Annotated in this window: 16 protein-coding genes; 3 read left to right on the forward strand and 13 right to left on the reverse strand. The window is 32.5% G+C overall.

Going from position 1 to position 14,531, the window contains the following annotated elements; genetic code table 11:
• Positions 1–82 precede the first annotated feature (82 nt).
• From Q0876_RS04660 to Q0876_RS04675, 4 genes are all read right to left on the reverse strand, one after another.
• Entirely contained in the window at positions 83–2,317 is a 2,235-nt protein-coding gene (locus Q0876_RS04660; protein WP_299224628.1) for a TonB-dependent receptor, read from the reverse strand.
• A gap of 8 nt (positions 2,318–2,325) precedes the next feature.
• Positions 2,326–3,624 (reverse strand): cell surface protein, encoded by a 1,299-nt coding sequence (locus Q0876_RS04665; protein ID WP_299224630.1) that lies wholly within the window; start codon positions 3,622–3,624, stop codon positions 2,326–2,328.
• Between the two features lie 79 nt (positions 3,625–3,703).
• Positions 3,704–4,276, reverse strand: a complete 573-nt coding sequence (locus Q0876_RS04670) for a DUF4331 family protein (protein ID WP_299224631.1) — start codon at positions 4,274–4,276, stop codon at positions 3,704–3,706.
• Positions 4,277–4,300: 24 nt separating this feature from the next.
• Complete coding sequence (locus Q0876_RS04675; protein ID WP_299224633.1) at positions 4,301–4,951, reverse strand: DUF4331 family protein; 651 nt, start codon at positions 4,949–4,951, stop codon at positions 4,301–4,303.
• A 151-nt stretch (positions 4,952–5,102) separates the two neighbouring features.
• On the opposite strand from Q0876_RS04675, the gene Q0876_RS04680 reads away from it, so the two are divergent.
• Complete coding sequence (locus tag Q0876_RS04680; protein WP_299224635.1) at positions 5,103–6,287, forward strand: LETM1-related biofilm-associated protein; 1,185 nt, start codon at positions 5,103–5,105, stop codon at positions 6,285–6,287.
• A 3-nt stretch (positions 6,288–6,290) separates the two neighbouring features.
• On the opposite strand, the gene Q0876_RS04685 is transcribed toward Q0876_RS04680, so the two are convergent.
• Positions 6,291–7,895 (reverse strand): lipocalin-like domain-containing protein, encoded by a 1,605-nt coding sequence (locus tag Q0876_RS04685; protein WP_299224637.1) that lies wholly within the window; start codon positions 7,893–7,895, stop codon positions 6,291–6,293.
• 151 nt (positions 7,896–8,046) lie between these two features.
• Here Q0876_RS04685 and Q0876_RS04690 point away from each other — a divergent pair, with 151 nt between their 5' ends.
• The gene (locus Q0876_RS04690; protein WP_299224639.1) at positions 8,047–8,499 is read left to right on the forward strand and encodes a J domain-containing protein; all 453 of its coding nucleotides are present in this window, start codon (positions 8,047–8,049) and stop codon (positions 8,497–8,499) included.
• Here the strand turns inward: Q0876_RS04690 and Q0876_RS04695 are convergent.
• The 8 genes from Q0876_RS04695 to Q0876_RS04730 form a co-directional block, all read right to left on the reverse strand.
• Entirely contained in the window at positions 8,496–9,251 is a 756-nt protein-coding gene (locus Q0876_RS04695; protein WP_299224641.1) for a LytTR family DNA-binding domain-containing protein, read from the reverse strand. The two genes, Q0876_RS04690 and Q0876_RS04695, sit on opposite strands and share 4 nt — an antisense overlap.
• Positions 9,252–9,302: 51 nt before the next feature.
• A complete protein-coding gene (locus Q0876_RS04700) occupies positions 9,303–9,623 on the reverse strand; it encodes a 2TM domain-containing protein (protein WP_299224642.1) in 321 nt (106 codons plus the stop codon).
• A 15-nt stretch (positions 9,624–9,638) separates the two neighbouring features.
• Entirely contained in the window at positions 9,639–9,956 is a 318-nt protein-coding gene (locus Q0876_RS04705) for a 2TM domain-containing protein (RefSeq protein ID WP_299224644.1), read from the reverse strand.
• Entirely contained in the window at positions 9,956–10,297 is a 342-nt protein-coding gene (locus Q0876_RS04710) for a 2TM domain-containing protein (RefSeq protein ID WP_299224646.1), read from the reverse strand. The genes Q0876_RS04705 and Q0876_RS04710 overlap by 1 nt, the downstream gene beginning before the upstream one ends.
• A gap of 11 nt (positions 10,298–10,308) precedes the next feature.
• Positions 10,309–11,655, reverse strand: a complete 1,347-nt coding sequence (locus Q0876_RS04715) for a histidine kinase (protein WP_299224648.1) — start codon at positions 11,653–11,655, stop codon at positions 10,309–10,311.
• 5 nt (positions 11,656–11,660) lie between these two features.
• Positions 11,661–12,284, reverse strand: coding sequence for a hypothetical protein (locus Q0876_RS04720; protein ID WP_299224650.1), 624 nt, complete (start codon positions 12,282–12,284; stop codon positions 11,661–11,663).
• 4 nt (positions 12,285–12,288) lie between these two features.
• Entirely contained in the window at positions 12,289–12,714 is a 426-nt protein-coding gene (locus Q0876_RS04725) for a DUF2141 domain-containing protein (RefSeq protein ID WP_299224652.1), read from the reverse strand.
• Positions 12,715–12,916: 202 nt separating this feature from the next.
• Entirely contained in the window at positions 12,917–13,336 is a 420-nt protein-coding gene (locus tag Q0876_RS04730) for a nucleoside-diphosphate kinase (RefSeq protein WP_299224654.1), read from the reverse strand.
• A 179-nt stretch (positions 13,337–13,515) separates the two neighbouring features.
• Between Q0876_RS04730 and Q0876_RS04735 the strand changes: the two genes are divergently transcribed.
• Entirely contained in the window at positions 13,516–14,529 is a 1,014-nt protein-coding gene (locus tag Q0876_RS04735; RefSeq protein WP_299224656.1) for a bifunctional oligoribonuclease/PAP phosphatase NrnA, read from the forward strand.
• The last annotated feature ends 2 nt before the right edge of the window (positions 14,530–14,531 follow it).

A 14,531-nucleotide genomic window follows, 5' to 3' on the forward strand; every position in this document is an offset into this window, starting at 1 on the left:
TAACAAAAAAACTCTAAAAACACCATATCTCCATATGGTATACCCTTATAATTATTCCATTTCTGTTAGTTCTAAATTCAACTTAAAAACTATAACTTATATTCCCTTTTATGAAAAAGGGTACTCCAGGTGTGAAATGAATTTCTTCAATTGGTTCTATTTCGTTTTGCAATCTCGATTTAGTTGCAAATTGAGTTTCATTCCATTTAGTATCAAAAACATTTTCTATTGTGACTCCTATTGCGATATCATTGAATGTATAATTCATATTAAAGTCGGTTATAAAATAACCTTTAGCTATAATACTATTATCTTCATTTGCTGGTCTATCATCAACATATCTATATTTGAGTCCGCCTGAGAATCCATTTAAATCTGATACAGATAAACCGCCGGCTATTGTAAAATCTGGAGCCAATGGAATAAAATCTTCTTGACTAATAGCCTCAAGGCTTCTAGCCTTTGTATAAGTAGCATCTGTATCTATGTATAACCAATCATTGACTTGATACCTTAAGCCCATATCTACACCTAAACGTTCTGTTTTACCACTTGGCTCAACTATTCCCGCATCACCAACATAGACAAATTCCTGTTCTAAAAACAAATACCAAAAAGCAGTGTTTACAAATAATTTATCTGTTGGTTTCCATACATTACCGATATCTACTCCATAAGCTTTAGGCAAAATATCTTTGCTTGTATTGCTCACTATAACTCTTGTATCGTTAGAATGAAAACCTATACCAGACTTGATGTAGAGTTGCAAATTTTCTTTTGCATTATAAAATACATTTAACTTCGGGCTAGCAATCGTTTTTGTTTCTGACAGTACTTCGTAAGTCGGTTGTAACTGGTCTTCATATAAAAATTTAAAGTAATCTAATCGTAAGGCTGGAGACAAAGTAAACTTTCCAAATTCAAATTCTACATTTACATAAGCATCAATATTTGTTTGGTAAATATTACCTAACTGAATATTTTCTAGTGTACTTCTTCGGTTAACAGTTCGAGATAATTCTACATTGTTATTGATATCATGTCTAAATCCGATTCCAGCTTCTATATCTACAGCAGTTTTTCCTAAATAAGTATTTTTTAGAAATAATGTATTAGCTCCAAAAATATGACGATTTTCCTTTTGACGAATTTGATCTCCATTGATAGAATCTTCTAAAAAAAACGTGAAATTTGAATACAGTTCAAATTTGTAATTAGAGTAAAATGCATTAGCTTTTAATTGCAAGTCATCTGTAATATATTTGTTAAACTCTACATTCAAATTGCTGCGCTCTGTTTGACCGCCTTCAGTATCATCAATAGCACCAAATCGAGAAATATTTCCATTATCGACCTCGCGTTGAGGAATTTGACCTGATGCATCCCAACGGCTTATAAAATGCGACGCTGTGATACTTAGTTTTTCATTATTCTTTGACAAAACCGAATACTTACCAAAAACATTCAAACGATTAAAATTCTGAGAAGACTCAAAAGGTCCGTCTGTAGCAATATATTCTGTTGCTATATATGCATTTTGACGATTGGCTTTTTCAAGAATATTGAACATTCCTAGTGTTCGTAGCGTATTAAAGTTGCCAAGCTCAAAACTTATTTTACTATTCTTGATATGATCTTTGGTTGAGAAATTAACGTAAGCAGCAGTATTAAAATCACCTTCTTCAGCGTAATATGTTCCTTTTCCAAAATCTATCTTTTGAATAGTTTCAGGAATTATAAAATGCAAATCACTATAGCCTTGTCCATGAGCATGAGAGACCATATTTACTGGCATGCCATCAACAGATATGGATACGTCTGTACCATGATCTACATCAAAACCTCTGAGAAATAGCTGTTCAGCCTTTCCGCCACCTGCATGTTGGCCTATGATTAAGCCAGGTACTTTTCTTAAGATCTCTTGGGATGAATTTACTGGACTTGTTTGTAGGTCTAATTTAACTATTGATTGTAAAGGATTAAGCGCTTCTTTTATTATCATTTCATCGAGGAGAAACATTTTTTCCTTTAATCTGACGGAAAATACTGATTCAAAACTTTGCGAATCTAATTGAATTATCTTTGGTGAAAACCCAAGAAGTCCTATTTTGATTGAATCCCCAACTTTAGTCTTACTTAAAACAAATAATCCTGTTTCTGATGTGTGTGCATGACTTCCTGAATTCAAATTGTAAACATATGCGGTCTCTAAAGGCTGATTATTTAAGTTTACTACCACACCTCTGAGCGACTGACAAAAAGCATTAGAAGATAGCACTATAAACAATAATATTATGTGTTTAAATAAACGCTTCATACTTGAATTTACAATTGATTGATTTTTGATACCGTACTCGGACCTAACTCATAACTACTCGCCAATAATTCTTCTTTTAGTGGTTGAAGGTCATTAATTCTTCCAGCGGCTTTATAAATTTCTGCAGCATGATATAGCGTCTCAGGCACGAAGGTTTTACCTATGATATAAGTATCTACAATACCTAAAGCCATATTGATATCTCCCTTTTTAAAATAAACCCAAGCCAATAAGTCATATGATTGTGGTGTAGGTCTGTTTTCAACTTCTTTTTGAGCAATAGTTAATGCGCTTTCGAGTTTACTTTTTATATCTGTATACAAAAGCACATTATACTTGTTATACATATCACCATAAGCTGTATTTTGCATAGCCTCGTTATATAATGCCAATTGCTTTTGGACTAATTCATCATTATTAATAAATTCGGCGATTTCTGCTTTGAGCAAATAATAATCTGGGGCAAAATAGGTGCTAGTTACTGTATCTAATATTCGCAATGCTTCGCTTGGATTTTTTTCATAAGAAAATACAATCCATGCAATACCTTTTTTTGCATAGGCATCATTAGGATCTAATCTTAAGGCTTTTAAGTAGTATTGATAGGATTTCTCTATATCTCCTGCATGACCATAAAAATCAGCTATATTAGTATATGACCATTGTTTTAACCCTTTTAAATTTGAGGTTTCAGCTATAGCCATTGCCTTTTCCATATACCTTATAGCAGCATCAAGATTTCCTTTGTGATCACTCCATTTTGATAAACGAATGAGGTAATCAAAATCTGAAAAGTTCTCAAAGGTATTTAAATAGGTGTGTGCTAATTCGTAATTACCAAGTTCTAGATGCACATCAAAAAGCATTTTTCTTGCCTCTTGAATATCTTCGCCTAATAATTCTGCTTTAGATAGTAAATCTAATGCTTCTTTGAAGCGATGTTGTGAAATAAAGTTATAAGCTAAACTCTTAAGATATGCTGGCTTATTATAGTTTGTTATAGTATTGACCTTAAGTAGATTTACTTCAGCTTTTTTTAGATAATCAATATTCCCTGTAGCTGAAAAATAATCAGTATAAGCGTTAGCTAGTTTTACAAGATATGGAAACTGATTGGGATGTTTTTCTAACTTTTCAACCCAAAAAGCTTCATTTAATTTAGCGCGTTCTAAAGCTGCGTTATTAGCAACTAATAAATAGGTATTGTAATCATTACTATTTGTGATTTGAGTTTTAGTTTTGGTATGACAACTAGAAGCTAAGATCAAGATGAGCACACATCGCATTGTTTTATATACTGACTTCATAATAATTAGTTTTTGAGTTTTTTTGTTTGAGTAACTCTGAAATGAAACCTTAAAAGTCTCATTTCAGAGTATTAGCTTTTTACCAAGGGGAAGCTAAGTATGGAAATGTTGACAGAAATGGTTTATCGTTAGCATCTACATTATCATCTGTTAGTCCTGGATTGTCAGTACCGGCTGGTCCGCCAAATATCAATAATAACTCTGTAGAAATAACATCATCTCCTAAAGCACGACCTGTTAATACATTAGTGCCGTCAAAAAATGTAGTTGTTCCTGTTAAAGAAACGGTTAATACATCTGTTGCTAACGCTGTTGTAAATTCTTCAGCATTAAATCCTAGTGCATTGGTATACATAGGGTCTGTATGTGCGGGATTTAAAGCTTCTAATTTTGTCTGAAACTTGTTTTGAAATGCTGCATTTTGATCTGAAGGCACTGTCATGTTAAACATACTTTTATCAGCCATATCAACAAAAACAGTGTTTATAGCAGGTCTTCCCATTTGATCTTCTTGGATATAGGTTCCGCTAAAATCTAGAGGTATTTGTTGCATAGGGTCATTATTTCCACTATCATCATCATTACTACAGTTATAGGCTGTGAAAGACAATATTGTGGCTATCATTATTAACTTTATTTTATTAAATTTCATAATTTGAGTTTTAGATTGTTGTTCTTATTGTTTTCTTTTAGCTTCTACCCAAAGGTTTACAGAGTTTCCATTTCCAACCATTGTTTTTGGTAATTCTACAGCAATAGATAATACATTGGTACCTTCAAACGTATCTGTTCCTGGATTGTTAAAGCTTGTGGCTGTACCACCTATAATTTCACCATAACGTGCAAAATCCATGAAAAAAGGATCATCTCTCGGGCCAGCGAAAAATTGCATCCCATTGTTAGCTTCAATGATAGCACCAGAACCATAAGTAGTAATATCCACACTATTAGTAGTTGCCGATGTTAGAATGGTACTGTTCAACCCATTTTGTGAAGGAGTGGTTGGTCCAAAAAAGTACATCTTACCATCTCTAGGTATGGCTTGGATTACTAAATCTTCAACAGCGTCACCATTATTATCAATGTTAAATTCAAAAAGTACATTCTCGTCAAATGCAGCTTGAGCTGTATTAGCAGGACTAATTAAGCCTTGAACATTAGCTACAAAGACAATGTTGTCTGTATCTTGGGCCTGAAATCCGTAAATGTCTGTGATATCGCTTGTACCACCTGCTATTGCTGGCGCATCAATATGATCTGCTGCAATTGCAAAAAAGCAGACTAATGCGATGAGTGCTGCTCCAATTAAAATTTTTGTGTGTTTCATAATACTTGAGATTTTTCGTTAATATTAATTTGTCTCTGGGAACACTTACGGAAAAACCTTAAACGCGGTTTTGTTAAAATTTTGTTAAATAAAAATCAATCAGATTATTCGTAGAAAAAATTAACTTTGCAAAGACTTTAAAACTGAAACCATGAATCCATCAACTAGTGGTTGGATAGAAAAATTCTGCTTCCAAATCTCTAAAAAAGGTATTCCTTACAAAAGCTACCAAGAACTCTATGAGAACTTGAGAAGCTATGGTTTCATATATGGAGTGAATGTTGGTTTTACAAATCATATAGAGCAAATTCACAATTATTCAGAAGACGAATTGGCTAAGATCAACTTGATTACAGGCTTGTATCAAACGTATCATTTCCATAAAGATTCATTTTCAAGCGAAGTATTTATAAAAGACCTTTTGAGTTTTTATAAAGCGCTTGAAGTATCAGACTTGTCGCTTTGGGATAAATTAGTCATTGGAAAAAGTGATAGTTCATTATTAGAGCGATTGATTCATGACCGCGTTCAAATAGATGACAACCTATTGACCAGAAATTTCAATAAATCTATTACGAATTCATTGTTATTTGTAGATGTTTTAACCTTCGATCAATATTTATCAAATGGTATTGAGCCTAAGTCTTATACTGCAAATTTAGAGAGTATAATCATTGGCACGCTTTACCAATCTCTCAATTCTAAGAGTAAGGTCACCGATTATGACAAAGAGATAATAGATCTTATTGAAACCTCAGCTACTGTGCCAGATGCTGAATTAGACGTAGAAGATCTCATTTATGATATCGATTACAAAATAAACAAACACGAAAAGCAATATTTAATTGATTTGATGTGTTTATCAACTTGGGATGATGAAATATTAGAGAAATCTGAATATCAGTTTTTGATCCAATTAGCGAAACGTTTAGAACTTGAGGTTCCTATTATTCAAGAGTCTATATTGTGTGTTGCTAAGTTTCATACCAAACATAAAAAAGAAGTTCTCCTATTTCAGCAAAAAAACCCCATTACAAATTTTTATGAAAATTCGTCTCAATTGGTAAATAAATTGATTCGACGAAATAGTAAACGTTTGGTTAAAGAAGTAAATCAAAGTAAAGAATTAATGTTGTTAATTTCAAAGTCTACGCATACTGAACTCAGTAAAGATGAGCAAAAAAAGCTACAATCTCAGCTGTTAGACATTTTAAAAACGATACCTAGTTTGGCTATTTTTATGTTACCAGGAGGCGCTATACTACTTCCTATTTTTGCAAAACTCATACCAAACATGTTGCCGTCTGCCTTTGACGATAACCGCATCGATAAATAACCTCTATTTTATAAATCTGAAACTAGCCTTACCAGTATTTGTATTAACGGTTATAAAGTAAATACCCGATTTTAAATATTTTGCTGAAACATTTAATTGTTGACCCTCAAATGAAGTTGTAGTCTTAATTATTCGTCCGCTTATGTCTACGATCTCATACGAACCATTTTGAATTGAGTTAAACTCTAGAGTAAAATTATCTTTAACTGGATTAGGATATAATTTGATATTACTTTTAAATATGTCATCATTAGATAAAGTTGCCGTAGAAGAAGAGGTACTTATCAATGTATTTGTTAGTGTACCATCTATAGAATACGCGGTAATTTTAAACCAAACCTCATCATTATTTGAAAGGGTTGAATTTGACCATATGTATGAAGTATTTGTTAAACCTGAAACAATTGGATCAAAACTATTTTGATTATCTGTACTATATTCTATATCGTAAAAAATGGGTCTACCATCATCGGGATTGTCTAAGGTCCAAGCTATTGGTAGACTGGTATCATAAACTCCAGAATTAGGATAGGTTATTGTCACTTGAGGATCTTGATAATCATGCAATAACTCGGCAAATCCAATACCAGTAACAGCAACACCATTAATGGTTCCAGTGATAGATGTAGCACCTTCATAGAAACGAAATGGCAATTGTACTTCAGTATTATCATGTAGTGTTGTTATTATCAAATCTATATTATTTACTGTAGATGTTAATCGCCATTGACTTGAATAACAACGCATATCGTCTGGCATCCAATTGTATGCGAGTCTTTCAATTTCGAAATCATCAGTTGTATATTGTGTATTTTCGTCAACATAGGCCGATAAAATCTTGTACTTATCATTATTAGGTATTAAACGATCTGGTGTAAATATGTTCCATAGGTTTAAATCCATCCCGTTAGATAATTGCATACTAAACCATTCATATTTTTCTCCAGTTAACGGATTAAAATTTCCATACTGTCTATCTATCCAACCTGTACCTATAACTGCTTCTGTAGTCCCATTGAATGTAATGGTACCAGTAACTTCATTCATGGTTTGAGAAAAATAATAGGTATAGTTACTTTCACCTTGATTTAAAAATCCATCATCTCCAAGAATTAATGGTCGCTTGATCGTATTGAATTCTATATCTAATCCAGCATTCGATGATGCCTGCGCAAACAACTCATACTCAAACGGAATTGGTACATTGCTCATATCTTCTTTATTTTTCCAATATTCGGTTGCTGCCAAAAACACATCTGCCTCAATATCAAAACTTGTTGTTGAAAGTGTTGTGTATATTAATGGCTTTACATCCTGTAAAAATGTACCTGTATCATCATCTGTTATATTTAGAATTCTGAAACCGTCAAATCCAGACTGAGGATAATGAAAAAAAGTATACATGAAACTGTAACTTTTTCCTGAAGTTTGACCTACAACGTGACCAGCAGAATACCACCATTCGATAGGTTCTGAAGCATGACGACCTTCATCGTTAGGAAACGCAACTTGACCAGCTGGTGTGTAAGGATATACTTTCCAATCTTGTCCAGAAGCTAAAAAACTTATACAGCAGATGACTATTAGTAGGTTGATTTTAGATTTCATAACTTTAAGTTTATAGTCGAAAACTACAGGATTTGATTCATTTTTTGCTAATATTTGGGTTAAGACGCATATTTTTTAGACTCAAATACATAATAAGTAACAATAATAGATGATTTACGTCTAACAATCAATGTAACAAAACTAGCCAATCATGGAACTAATAAATTATTATCTCATACTCAAAATAGAAAAAACTGCAGATCTTGATACCATAAAAAAAGCTTTCAGAAAAGAAATCGCACTTTACCATCCAGATAAGAATTCTTCTGAAAGTGCTAAAGCTCATTTTGATTTGCTCGTTGAGGCATTTGATATCTTATCACATCCTGAAAAGCGAAAGGCTTATGACACTTTACTTAGCTCTAAAGACAACAATAAACCGCTTATTATAGAAGCGAAAGCTGAGCAACAATACAAAGAATGGAAGAAAACGTCTAAAAAAAGATCTAATACCTATTGGGATACTTCACTTACAGAACTTCTTATGCTAGATATTTTTTTAGAAACTGGGTTATTTAGTGACCTCCTCTCTGAAACTGGTGATTTATTTGATGGAATCGGTGACTCGTTAGGTGATATTGGAGATCTGTTTGATGTCTTTTAAGTTAACCACTCTTTAAAATCTTTAACGCGCTCTCTTGCGACGATAATGTCTTGCTCTTTAAATGTCTTTAACTTGATTTGTAGTCGTGAATTGGTATAGCTTACCATATCATCAATAGCATTGATATTAATAAAGAACTTACGACTAATTCTAAAAAATTTATTTGGTTCCAATTCATCTTCGAGTTGCTCAAGCGTAGTATCTAACAAATAATTTCTGTTTTCAGAAGTGTATACATAGGTCCCTTTGTTTTCGCTATAGAAACATTCTATATCATCAATATTAATAAGCTTTAAATGTTGACCAACTTTAACTGAAAATCGTTTTTTATATTCACGTTCAATAGGATTTACCAGAAGCTTTTTAATATCATTAAAGTCTAGGGTCACACTTTGTTGTTTAGGTAAGCGTTCGTTGTATTTTAAAACAGCTTTAGCCAGATCATCTTCATCAATAGGTTTTAATAAATAATCGATACTGTTAAGTTTGAAGGCTTGTAATGCATATTCATCATATGCTGTGGTGAAAATAACAGCAGAATTGATATCGATAGTCTCAAAAATCTCGAATGAAAGTCCATCACTAAGTTGAATATCGAGGAAAATCAAATCTGGATGTTCGTTGTTTTGAAACCATTCTATTGACTCTTCAACAGAATGCAACATGGTTTGTGCCTCCATGTCTAAAGTGGTTAACATGCGTTGTAGTCTTCGCGCTGATGGTTTTTCGTCCTCAATGATGATGATATTCATTATTTAATATTTGTATGTTACTTTATAAACAATAGTTTGCATTTAACGGGTTTACTCCCAAAACGTGGTCTCTTGGTCTTCTTCTAAAAACGTTTTTATTTTTTTATCTTCCCAGCTTTTCTTAAACAGGAGTCTTCCTTTAAAAACTTTCCAGCCATGAATTACAATAAAAGCAGTCCATAGTACTAGAACTGAAACATTTAATGCCGTAATATTGCTTGTATATAGCCCTTCTTGAAGAATATAGAAGTTATACGAAATAAGCGCCACAACAATACTATACAATATTAAATGCAAATAAAATATTCTAATGCGATGGACTTGCGCTTTTGCTTTTAAATATTGTTTCTGCTCGTCTTTATCTAATTCCATAACCTAAAATCTTTATTAACTACTCTCTCCTCTACGTTCTTTCTCCATAAATTCTTTAATCTTACGATTTTCCCATTGTGTTCCAAAAATAAAATTTGGAATAAACACTGAACCCGTATGTATTAACAGAAATGCACCCCAAATAGAAAATGTGATAAAATTGTGCCATTGAAAATAACTTTCACCTTCATTTAAATTGTTAATATTGATAAACACAATGACAAGATTAACTAGAATAAAAATCAATACATGTATATAATATCCTTTAAGTTGCTTCACTCTTATTTCAGCAAGTTTATACCGTTCTATGTAAACTAATTCTCTTGATTCCATTATTCCCAATGCTTATTTTCTTTATCCATCAATTGTTTGATTTTGCGCTCTTCCCAATTTTTTCCAAACATAAAATCTGGTCCAAATACACCAAGAAAATGGAATAGCAATCCAATTCCCCAAAAGAGTGCTGTAGCAAAGGTTCCAAAGCTAAATAGCCTCCCTCCATAGGTAACAATCAAAATGATAATAAACAAATTGACAATCACATAAGATGCTAAATGCCAATAAAATCCCATGAGCGCTTTTACTTTTTTCTGTGCTCTCATGTAAGCTTCTTCTTTTTCAAAAGCTCTCAGAGCAGATCTTTCTCTTTCGTGAAGTTCTATATTATTTTCCATGATATTTATAATTAATTCCAATGTTTTTCGTCTTCTTCACGCATAAATTTTTCAATTTTACGTTGTTCCCAAGATTTTCCTAGAACACCATCATTTACATATACCTTGTAAGCATGAAATGCTAATCCCATTCCCCAACCTAAAATCGGAAACCAAAACCATTGAATGGTATGTGGTGTATAGCGATACCAAATGAATATTAAAAATGGGATAACTACACAATAAGAGAGTAAACTATAATAAAATTCTTTCATCTCTTCTACACGTTTACGTGCTCTAACATATCTGTCGTCAAATTTAGATTTTGGTTCTATAGCTTTCATGATTGATACTTGTTTTGTAAGCATTGGGATTGCGACTGCAAAACGATTTGCTTGTTGATTGATTGATACTGTCTTATTTGATAATAAGTTGTAACGCTGTTTGATATTTTCTAGTCCAACGCCACTACTCTTTTTTACAATTTGTTTGGGTTGCAAATTATTTTCTACAATAAGCATACCCTCAGACTCATAAATTTTAATACGCAATGGCTTACTACTAGTTACCATATTATGCTTTACTGCATTTTCTAAAAGTAATTGTAATGACAGCGGCACAACTTTACTTTCAGGATTAGTTGCTTTTTCAGGAATTTCAAATATGATACTATCTTCAAAACGCATTTTTAAAAGTGACATATAAGTTCTTGCAAAATCTAATTCTTCATCAACGGTTATAAGTTCTTTGTTTTTTTGTTCTAATACATAACGATAGACTTTTGATAGTGATGTAGTGAACTTTTGAGCATTCTTTGGGTTTTCTTCAATTAAACTGGTTAATACATTTAAACTGTTAAATAAAAAGTGTGGATCTAGCTGATTCTTCAACGCATCAAACTTAGCACTTGCAGTACCTGCTATTACCTTTTGTTCTTTCAGTTTGTTCTTCTGATAACGGTTATAGAAAAATATGATATGAAATACAGAAACAATCACAAGTGTAATCCACAATCCAAAAGAATAACCTTTCCATGAATCGTTTGCTATAAATTCTTCAAACGTATAATCGTAATAAATGATTGAAATATTAACGCGTAATAAGAATAAACAAATAAGCGTAATTATAGTTGATCCAATGATACCAAATACAATACGTTTTATTGTATCGCCTCGTTTCCATTGACGTCGTTCCATATAATCGAAGAAGAACGTATTAGAATACCCAATGACAAAGGTATATAGCTGATAGAAAGCAAAATCAATAAAAAACTCGTTAACCGATTCGTAGTCGAACATCCCTGAGAATAGGTTTCCAATTATATATACAGCACAACCTATAAAAAAGGTGATCCCTATTTTTTTTACTGATTTTGACATTTATACTACAATTTACAAGATTCTACAACCGATTCTGCTCTCTTTTTCCCCCATGTAGGATGGAGTTCGCTTTCTGGTTTAAAGTTAGCAAAAAGTTTGATGGATTTTTCCATTTCAGCACAGAACGGTTTGGTGTCTTGTCCAAAATATTTTGCACTTCCCATTCCCCATTCTGCTTTACTAAATACCACTCTTGGGTTTTCTGGAGCCATTGCATAGGCTTTAGCATATAACTCTGTTATTTTACCAGAGTACTTCATACCATAAGTCATTCCGTCAAAAGCAACCCAATTGGTAAGTATATGTGCTTGTAAAACCATAATTTCAGCATTGTCTTTACTGATAGCTTTAGCCTTATCTATATGCAACTGCGCTTTATCTAGCTGCGCTTTTAATATGGCTTCGTCTTTTGTATTCCAGCTTTTTACACTATTGATCTGTGCAATATAATAGTGTGGTAACCATTGGTCTGGTTCAGCATTTGAAATACGCTCAAACATATTTTCTGCTTTATCTGTATCGCCTTCTTGCCATAGTTCAAACGCTTTCTGCATTCCCTTTTCAAAATTACTCTGCGCTGTCGTCATAGCAGAGGCTAAAATTAATGTGATGATAATTAAATGTTTCATGATGTTAAAGTGTTATGGTTTGTGTTATTGGTTTTGTACTGACTTCAAATTTAGCGTCTTCCCATTTTGGTGGACCCATAAAGCCTTTAGCATTATTAGAGCAACCGTAATCTTCTTTTGGAATTCCTAAAAAATTGGTATCCATTTTATTGTTTTCATTTTCGTCATGGTAAAAGGAAATGGCATACACCCCTTTCGGTATATTTTTAAATACCACTTCGCAACTTTCATTTTCTATAGTGCTGAATGTTGCTTTTAATCCTTTTCCTAAAAATGAATCTTCAGAGTTATAAAGTGCTACAAACACCTTACCTGTATTGCTGCTTAAATTTTCTATTTTAACTATGATATCTTGACCTGTAGCATCTTGTGCGCTTAATCCAGATATACTGAGTAAAAAGACAATGAAAATTTTGGTTAGTGTACTCATGATTGCTGTGTTTTAATTTGATAAGACAAATATCCTTCAGCGCATCAAGTTATTAAAAAGCATTTCACTGAATTGTAGTTTTTTTAGGATGAATTGTGAATTACTATAACCTTTTAATAATTCATATCGTAAATATTGATGTTAGATCAAACAAAAAAGCACAACCTTTCAGTTGTGCTTTTTTAATATATGGATTGTTTTACTAAAACATTTCTCTACCAGAAAAATGGAATGCACCTTCAATAGCCGCATTTTCATCACTATCACTTCCGTGAACAGCATTTTCTCCAATAGAAGCCGCATATAATTTTCTAATAGTACCTTCAGCTGCTTCAGCAGGATTAGTTGCACCTATTAACGTTCTAAAATCTTCAACAGCATTGTCTTTTTCTAAAATTGCTGCAACAATTGGTCCTCGAGTCATATAAGAAACCAACTCACCAAAAAATGGTCGTTCTTTATGTATTGCATAAAACGACTGCGCATCTGCAGTAGTCATTTGTGTTAATTTCATCGCTACGATTCTAAAACCTGAAGCGGTGATTTTTTCTAAAATTGCACCAATATTCCCTTTTTCAACAGAATCTGGTTTAAGCATTGTAAATGTTCTATTTGTTGCCATTTGTATGTTTTAATTTATTCAGTTTATTTTATTCTTTTTAAATAAGTCTTCATGAAATTGCAATGTAACAAATTAAGCAAAATGAATAATTCTCGTTCGCAATTTTAAGGTGCAAAAGTAATACAATTCTTTAAAAATTCGGTACTAAACCATATTAAAAAATTGTATCTTCGCTAACTATGAATACCAACGATATTAATAGCATTAAGTCGCTTTTAAGTGCACCTAAAGCAATTGTAATTATACCGCATAAAAACCCAGATGGTGATGCCATAGGCTCTACGCTTGGTCTCTATCATTACTTGAAACGATATCATCATGACATAACTATTATTGCACCAAATGATTATCCCGATTTTTTAAAATGGATGCCAGGCGAAAACACTATTTTAAAATATGATAGTCAAACACAAGAAAGTGAACGTTTAATAGCGCAAGCAGTACTTATTTTTACATTAGACTTTAATTCATTAGGTCGAATTGGAGATATGCAAACTTGTGTTAGCAACGCAAAAGGCATTAAAATTATGATCGATCATCATCAGCAACCCGATGATTATGCAACTTATATGTATTCTGATGTTAGCATGTCTTCAACTTGTGAAATGGTCTATAACTTTATTGAAATGCTTGGTGATACTAATGCTATTGATAGCGATATAGCGACTTGTCTTTACACAGGAATAATGACAGATACTGGCTCTTTTAGATTTCCGTCTACCACAAGTGCAACTCATCATATCATTGGTGAATTAATAAAGAAAGGTGCTAATAATTCTGAAATTCATAATAATACATATGATACAAATAGTTATGAACGCTTGCAGCTTTTAGGGTGTGCATTGAGTAACTTAAAAGTTATCCCAGAATATAAAACAGCATACATTACATTAACTCAAGACGAACTCAATACTTTTAATTTTAAAAAAGGCGACACCGAAGGTTTTGTAAACTATGGATTATCACTTAAAGGAATTATTTTTGCTGCTATTTTCATAGAAAACAATCAAGAAGGCATCGTCAAGATTTCACTAAGAAGTAAAGGCGATTTTTCGGTTAACGAATTATCAAGAGCGCATTTTAGTGGTGGAGGACACACCAATGCTGCAGGAGGAAAAAGCGACCTCAACCTTAATGATACCATTGAAAAATTTATTAGTATCTTACCCAACTATAAAAAAGACCTCAAATAGTA

It is taken from the genome of uncultured Psychroserpens sp., assembly GCF_947503375.1.
In the GTDB taxonomy this organism is placed as follows: domain Bacteria; phylum Bacteroidota; class Bacteroidia; order Flavobacteriales; family Flavobacteriaceae; genus Psychroserpens.

Bases quoted from the DNA above. Each gene is read 5' to 3' on its own strand.
- Q0876_RS04670 (WP_299224631.1), bottom strand. From the start codon at position 4,276: ATGAAATTTAATAAAATAAAGTTAATAATGATAGCCACAATATTGTCT.
- Q0876_RS04705 (WP_299224644.1), bottom strand. From the start codon at position 9,956: ATGGAATCAAGAGAATTAGTTTACATAGAACGGTATAAACTTGCTGAA.
- Q0876_RS04725 (WP_299224652.1), bottom strand. From the start codon at position 12,714: ATGAGTACACTAACCAAAATTTTCATTGTCTTTTTACTCAGTATATCT.
- Q0876_RS04710 (WP_299224646.1), bottom strand. From the start codon at position 10,297: ATGGAAAATAATATAGAACTTCACGAAAGAGAAAGATCTGCTCTGAGA.
- Q0876_RS04680 (WP_299224635.1), top strand. From the start codon at position 5,103: ATGAATCCATCAACTAGTGGTTGGATAGAAAAATTCTGCTTCCAAATC.
- Q0876_RS04700 (WP_299224642.1), bottom strand. From the start codon at position 9,623: ATGGAATTAGATAAAGACGAGCAGAAACAATATTTAAAAGCAAAAGCG.
- Q0876_RS04660 (WP_299224628.1), bottom strand. From the start codon at position 2,317: ATGAAGCGTTTATTTAAACACATAATATTATTGTTTATAGTGCTATCT.
- Q0876_RS04730 (WP_299224654.1), bottom strand. From the start codon at position 13,336: ATGGCAACAAATAGAACATTTACAATGCTTAAACCAGATTCTGTTGAA.
- Q0876_RS04695 (WP_299224641.1), bottom strand. From the start codon at position 9,251: ATGAATATCATCATCATTGAGGACGAAAAACCATCAGCGCGAAGACTA.
- Q0876_RS04735 (WP_299224656.1), top strand. From the start codon at position 13,516: ATGAATACCAACGATATTAATAGCATTAAGTCGCTTTTAAGTGCACCT.
- Q0876_RS04675 (WP_299224633.1), bottom strand. From the start codon at position 4,951: ATGAAACACACAAAAATTTTAATTGGAGCAGCACTCATCGCATTAGTC.
- Q0876_RS04720 (WP_299224650.1), bottom strand. From the start codon at position 12,284: ATGAAACATTTAATTATCATCACATTAATTTTAGCCTCTGCTATGACG.
- Q0876_RS04690 (WP_299224639.1), top strand. From the start codon at position 8,047: ATGGAACTAATAAATTATTATCTCATACTCAAAATAGAAAAAACTGCA.
- Q0876_RS04715 (WP_299224648.1), bottom strand. From the start codon at position 11,655: ATGTCAAAATCAGTAAAAAAAATAGGGATCACCTTTTTTATAGGTTGT.
- Q0876_RS04685 (WP_299224637.1), bottom strand. From the start codon at position 7,895: ATGAAATCTAAAATCAACCTACTAATAGTCATCTGCTGTATAAGTTTT.
- Q0876_RS04665 (WP_299224630.1), bottom strand. From the start codon at position 3,624: ATGAAGTCAGTATATAAAACAATGCGATGTGTGCTCATCTTGATCTTA.